Source organism: Bacillus sp. C30 (genome assembly GCF_040838255.1).
GTDB lineage: Bacteria > Bacillota > Bacilli > Bacillales > Bacillaceae_G > Bacillus_A > Bacillus_A mycoides.
This window is the reverse complement of record NZ_JBFPJH010000024.1, coordinates 22,103-28,577: the sequence shown is the minus strand read 5'-3', so window position 1 is coordinate 28,577 and position 6,475 is coordinate 22,103. Positions and strand designations below refer to the sequence as shown.

7 protein-coding genes are annotated in these 6,475 nt (G+C 34.6%); 2 read left to right on the top strand and 5 right to left on the bottom strand.

Annotation, left to right across the window (positions count from 1 at the left end; translation table 11 throughout):
* The 5 genes from AB3X49_RS05120 to nagE form a co-directional block, all read right to left on the bottom strand.
* The coding region (locus tag AB3X49_RS05120) for a glycosyltransferase family 2 protein (protein WP_367960785.1) at positions 1–578 on the bottom strand (578 nt) is incomplete at its 3' end.
* A gap of 13 nt (positions 579–591) precedes the next feature.
* Positions 592–786 carry an LSm family protein gene (locus AB3X49_RS05115; RefSeq protein WP_002029614.1) on the bottom strand — a complete coding sequence of 65 codons (195 nt, stop codon included), beginning with the start codon at positions 784–786 and terminating at the stop codon, positions 592–594.
* Between the two features lie 16 nt (positions 787–802).
* Complete coding sequence (locus tag AB3X49_RS05110; protein ID WP_002125041.1) at positions 803–1,204, bottom strand: LSm family protein; 402 nt, start codon at positions 1,202–1,204, stop codon at positions 803–805.
* A gap of 340 nt (positions 1,205–1,544) precedes the next feature.
* Positions 1,545–2,795: a serine hydrolase domain-containing protein gene (locus tag AB3X49_RS05105; RefSeq protein WP_002132176.1), complete on the bottom strand. Its 1,251-nt coding sequence runs from the start codon at positions 2,793–2,795 to the stop codon at positions 1,545–1,547.
* 264 nt (positions 2,796–3,059) lie between these two features.
* Positions 3,060–4,562 carry an N-acetylglucosamine-specific PTS transporter subunit IIBC gene (gene nagE / locus AB3X49_RS05100; RefSeq protein WP_003187209.1) on the bottom strand — a complete coding sequence of 501 codons (1,503 nt, stop codon included), beginning with the start codon at positions 4,560–4,562 and terminating at the stop codon, positions 3,060–3,062.
* A gap of 323 nt (positions 4,563–4,885) precedes the next feature.
* Here nagE and glsA point away from each other — a divergent pair, with 323 nt between their 5' ends.
* Both glsA and AB3X49_RS05085 read left to right on the top strand, forming a co-directional pair.
* Positions 4,886–5,815, top strand: coding sequence for a glutaminase A (glsA, locus tag AB3X49_RS05090; protein ID WP_002029606.1), 930 nt, complete (start codon positions 4,886–4,888; stop codon positions 5,813–5,815).
* Between the two features lie 174 nt (positions 5,816–5,989).
* Positions 5,990–6,334 carry a DUF3969 family protein gene (locus tag AB3X49_RS05085; protein ID WP_002091149.1) on the top strand — a complete coding sequence of 115 codons (345 nt, stop codon included), beginning with the start codon at positions 5,990–5,992 and terminating at the stop codon, positions 6,332–6,334.
* The last annotated feature ends 141 nt before the right edge of the window (positions 6,335–6,475 follow it).

Sequence of the window (6,475 nt, the reverse complement as noted above, 5' to 3'; positions counted from 1 at the left end):
TTCGTGTGAATTACATCGACCGAAGCCATATCGGCAATATCTACTCCTCTAGACATCGCCATCGCTTGAAATAGTGCTGGATCTGCTAAATTCCACCACCCAAGATTCTCAATAACATCCCGATTCATCGCATGTGGAATTGCGATTAAAGAACCAACAACAAGCTCTTTTTTATTCAAATAACGATTCAACATGAATTTTCCAACTGTCGTATAGTGTGGTCTCATCTTTAAATAAACAGACCATGTTAAATTATTCACAACAATTTGGTGCCCTTGCTGAACTCCTTTCACGAAACGTTGTAGCTCTTTACTCTCAATAACGATGTCACCATCTAAAAACAATACAATTTCACCTTTTGCTTCTCTAGCTCCAATTGCCCTTCCTACATCATTACCAAGAGAATGTTTATAATAAATTACATGGCAACTATGCTGTAATGCGACTTCATTCGTTCCATCTGTCGATCCATTATCTACTACAATAATTTCATACGGCTTCAGCTTCTCCACTTCTACTAAAACTTGTGATAAAGTACTTGCTTCATTATGCGCTGGAATAACAACTGATATTCTCATACTTGTATCACTCTTACCCTTCCAAGCGAACATAAGCAATAATAGGAATACGCACAAGTACATCTTCAGGTGGTCCATAAGAAGGAGATGTACGAACACTTACTGCCCCGTCCGTAACAGATAAAAGAATACCTGCAACAATTTCAACAGCTGTCACAACTTGCACTAATTCACCAACATGGTTACGCAATTCATCAGTAAATAACATATATAAGTCTCCTTTCTTACACTTCTTTCATTGATATAATACTTGTAAATGGTAATAAAACTTCAGTTCCTATTCCTTCTTGCAGCGTTAAGAAATCGTCACCAACTGCTACAATAACACCTATTAACTGTCCAACTGTCACAGTAATTTCTACGTTTTTACCTAAATATTGCTTTGCAATTTCCTTAAAAGGTGATGTATTGCATTCTTTTAAAATGTTACAAATAATAGATTGAAATTGACTTGATTCTATAAACTCTTCCGTAGCTTGCTTAGAATTTCTTTGAATAAATCTCGCAAAGTTTTGTGAAAATAAAAGTCGTTCCACAGCAGGCAGTAACTTGTCATCTAAAAAATAGCCTAATTGTCTATTAAACAGTCTGGATAATTTATGCCAATATTTTCTGAACAGACACATATGCTTCTCCTCCTATTATTTTTAAAGTATAAAAATTTACATCCATACATCTTAATTTATACAAAGCAGACTTTTTTTGTGATAGGTAAGGCATACATTTTCTAAAAGAAATAATTGTTTCAGAGCATAAAAAAAGATCGATAGTTTCCCATCTGTCTTTATATATATATTAATTTTCAATTGTCACAATGGCAGCTACGCCGTAATACACAAAATTCGTTTCGCATTGCGTGCATGATGCTTATGTATACTCATAAACCTCCCATTTTCCATTTATTTCATCATCGAACCGCACATATATTTCCTCAATACAAAAAAGACTATCCAAAAGGATAGCCTCTTACACTTCAATATTCCGCAACATCGTATAAATGTCGTTATTCACTTTACCAAATGATTTAATGTTATTTTGAATGTTAGATAATAAAACCACATATACACTACCATTTTTACTAAAACCATTTAAGCAATTCCAACCTGGCATTACACCGTGATTTGAATAGCTTCCTGGATCTACATACCAGCCAAATCCGTAATCCTTTTTCACAGCTGTAAACATTTGATCATAACTCTCTTTTGAAATTAATTTTCCAGAAAAGAGTGCTTCATTAAATAAATATAAATCATGCGCGCTTGTATATATATCACCGCAACCATATAGTTGTGACATGCTCGGAATGTTAGGTGTTGTCATGTTATTATTCACTATTTTATAACCTGTCGATGGAAACCTTGTTTGCTCTAACGCTTTACCGAAACCAGAATGCTTCATACCAGCAGTAGCAAAAATATGTTGTTTAATATATTCTTCTAATGGTTGTCCACTTACCTTCTCAGCAATGTAAGCAAGTATAGAGTAGTTCGAATCTGAATACTTCCATTTCTCTCCTGGTCCTGCAATACGCTTTTGGTTTCCTATTCGTTTTATCAACTCTTCATGAGAAATATCTTCTTTTCCCTGCTCATATTCCGGAATGCCTGATGTATGTGTTAATAGATGTTTTAACTGAATGCTATTACCTTGAGGAAAGTCTGGAATATACTTTGCAACTGTATCCTCTACTTGTAACTTATTTTGATCTTTTAATTGCATAATAGCAGTCGCCACAAATGCTTTTGAAATAGAACCAATATAAAAGGTCGTCTCTGAATTATTCGGCACTTGCTTCTCTTTATTAGCCATGCCGTATCCTTTATTCACAAGAACTTTCCCATTCTTCACAATAACAGCTGTCCCACTAAATCCCATGCTCTGTAAATATTGATCCAATTGAGCGTTTTCATTAATTTCTTGAGGCGGTCCTTCAGCAGGTTTCTCTATAACTTGCGCCTGTTTTATCTGTTCTTCCTGTTCTTTTTGTTTTCTTTGTTTTTCAGCTTCTTGCCTTTTCACTTCTTCTATCTTTTTTATCTCTTCTCGCTTCTTCATTTCTGCTGCTGCTTTTAAAGTTTCTTCTTTTTTATTATGCGCAACAATTTTTGTATACATGAAATATACAAGTGAAAATAGTAGGACGAGAATGATTGTTCTTTTTATGTATACAATCGGACGACGTACTTTCCCATTAACAGTATTTTTTTCCTGATCCATGATTACCTTTTTCCCCTTATTTACCGATAATTTAATTCATCTACACAAGACTTTCTCCAAATCATTTCAGTAGATTATAGACATTCCATTCTATGTCATCCCTACTTTATCATGCGCTGAACATATTACCAACCTATATGTATAAAAAAGAAAAAGAAAATTTACAAAAGTAAGATTCCCTTTAAAATTTCAACATAATAAAAGAGGATATCCTGTAAAAGACTGGTGTTATCAATCTTTTTGGATATCCTCTTATCTAACTATTTATACGTGTTTTTTCATATCATCGGCAACAGATTCAACATTTGTACCTACGATAACTTGTACACTTGTGTTACTTAATTTCATAACGCCTTTTGCACCTGCGCGTTTTAATGCTGGTTCATTTACTAAACCTGCATCTTTCACTTGTAAGCGTAAACGCGTTGCACAGTTATCAATAACTGTTAAGTTTTCTTTTCCGCCTAAAGCTGCTACGTAAGTTTCACCAATTGAACCTGCAACTGGTGCATCACCCTCTTCAGCTAATTCATCGTCATCTTCACGACCAGGAGTTTTTAAGTCGAACTTCTTAATTAAGAAGTAGAATACTACGAAGTAAATTGCTGCGTAAATTAAACCGATTCCTGCTAGTAACACTGGTTTTGTTGCAATACCAAAGTTTAAGAAGTAATCAATTGCACCGGCACTAAATGTGAAACCATCGTGAATGCCAAGTGATGTTGTTACGAATAAAGATATACCTGTTAACACGGCATGAATACCATATAATAATGGTGATAAGAACATGAATGAGAATTCAATAGGTTCTGTAATACCAGTTAAGAATGAAGTTAATGCTAGGCCACCTAACATACCTGTAACCATTTTACGTTTTTCTGGTTTAGCAGCTGCAATCATTGCAAAACATGCTGCTGGTAAACCGAACATCATAACTGGGAAGAAACCAGTCATAAACATACCTGCTGTTTTATCCCCTGCAAGGAAGCGAGCGATATCACCATTTACAACATTACCTGCTGCATTTGTAAAGTCACCAAATACGAACCAGAAATATGTGTTCATTACATGGTGTAAACCAATTGGGATTAATAGACGGTTTAATAAACCAAATAGACCTGAACCAACTGCACCTAAATTAACAATTCCATGAGCTAATGCATCGATACCATTTTGAATTGCTGGCCAAATTTGTGCGAATAGAATTCCTAATATTAGCATTACAACCGATGTAACAATCGGAACAAAACGTTTTCCAGCAAAGAAACCTAACCATTCTGGAAGTTTAATTTTATGGAATTTATTATAAAGGAATCCTGCTATAACACCGACAATAATACCACCTAAAACTTTCATATCCACTTTAGTCGATAATTCGGCTGCCTTAGATACTTGTGTCATTGTATCTGCAAGCTTAGATGGATCTACATTTGCGCTATTTCCTATTAAATCTTGGACTTTACCTAATTTATCTTGTAATTCTGCAGTAGAATATCCCTTACTAAGTGCATCAATACTGTTTTTCATAACTAGATAACCAATTGCACCTGCAAGACCTGCTGCACCACTACCATCAACTGAAAGACCGATTGCAATACCAATTGCAAAAATAAGTGCTAAATTATCAAAAACCGCTGCGCCGGCCTGTGCCATAACAGGAATATTAAATACATCTGGTTGCCCTAAACGAAGCAATAATCCTGCTGCTGGTAGTACGGCGATTGGAAGCATTAACGCTTTACCAATACGTTGTAAAAACTGCAACATCTTAATTCCCCCTATCAAATTTATGAAATCGTTATCATTATAAGTACGCTTTAGAAAACGCTTTCTATTACATAACCATAATAACATATAGTTGTATAGATGTGTAGTTTTTATTTCCGAACTTTTTATGGATAAATCTCCTATTTCCAAACTGTTATATAAAAGGAAAATTTTCCTTTTATAACACGGAATAATCGAAACTGAAGACTCACTATAGAACATTCAACTTTCGTTTTATCATTCCACTTTTTCATGTTATTATTTATTTCCGAGCATATCGGGAAAAGTAAACTTAGCTAATTCGAAATAGGAGCGTTGGTACTATGCAGTGCATTGAAACAAACAACTTACAGCAGTTGTTAGAACAAGTAAAACCATATACGAAAAAAGGAAAACTTGCTACTTATATCCCCGAACTAGGAAATGCAAATCCAAATGATCTAGGGATTGCCATTTTCCATAAAGAAACAGAATATATCCATGCTGGTAACTCACAAACACTATTTACTCTTCAAAGTATTTCTAAAGTAATTACACTTGCTCTTGCCCTTTTAGACCGTGGTGAAGAATATGTATTTTCTAAAGTTGGAATGGAACCAACTGGTGACCCATTTAATTCTATTATTAAGCTTGAAACAACAAGTTCTTCCAAACCTCTTAATCCAATGATTAATGCGGGTGCATTAGCTATTACAAGTATGCTAGCTGGTAATGATAACGAGGAGAAGATGGAACGCATTCTTCAATTTGTGCGTGATATAACAGACAATCCTACTATTAGTTATTCTTCTAAAGTTGCCACTTCTGAATTAGAAACAGCTTACTTAAACCGTTCACTTTGTTACTATATGAAACAAAATGGCATCATCGATAACGATATTGAAGAACTTATGGATTTATATACGCGTCAATGTGCAATTGAGGTTAACTGTATCGACCTAGCACGTATTGGTTTAATCTTTGCAATGGATGGATATGATCCTTATAAAAAGAAACAGATCATCCCTAAACATATTACGAAAATTTGTAAAACATTTATGGTTACTTGCGGGATGTATAATGAATCTGGTGAATTTGCAATTCGTGTTGGAATCCCTGCAAAAAGTGGTGTAGCGGGCGGCATTTTCGGCTGCGTAAAAGGCGAAATGGGAATCGGTATTTTTGGACCAGCTTTAGATGCAAACGGAAATAGTATCGCTGGTTTTAAAATTCTTGAATTACTTTCTGCCCAAGAAGGTTGGAGTATGTTTTAATTTAGAAGTTATCCTGCTATATTGGCAGGTTTTTTTATTTCACAAAAAATCCGTTCTACTAGGCATCAACACAATTCAAAAAAACAGTAATAAAAGTTCTCTTTATTATGCATATTTGCTCCCCCCTCCTGAATAATATAGTACAACCTAGCGCTGTATGTGGAGGTGTAAAAGATGAAACTCATATTTCAAATGGAGAAACAACCTGTTCTCGAAAAAACAATTCTTCTTTTCATATTGAGTATTGTAGAAAGTTTGAAACTAAAAGTTGTTTCACTCGATGAAGCTCACCGATACATATTCAATTTAGAAGTGCTTGAACTATTAATGGATCGGAACATCGATGATCAAGTACTAGAACTTATTCATTTTGGAATGGGACTTGAAGACATTTACCATGTACTTCCCGAAGAACTTGAGCATAGTATCGAAGAACTGAAATGGCTTTGTATTCAAGTTTTAAGTGAGTACAGTATGCATGATGATGAATGTGCACAACTAATTGAAGATATACGCTAAAAAGCACCTATGCAGGTGCTTTTACTTTTTTAAACCTTTTTACACACAAAGATTTGTATAATACTTACAATCTTTCATTACCGTGAAAAGATTTCACGTCGATATATGCAATTTTTTAGTGTATTTCCAAGGAAATACTCG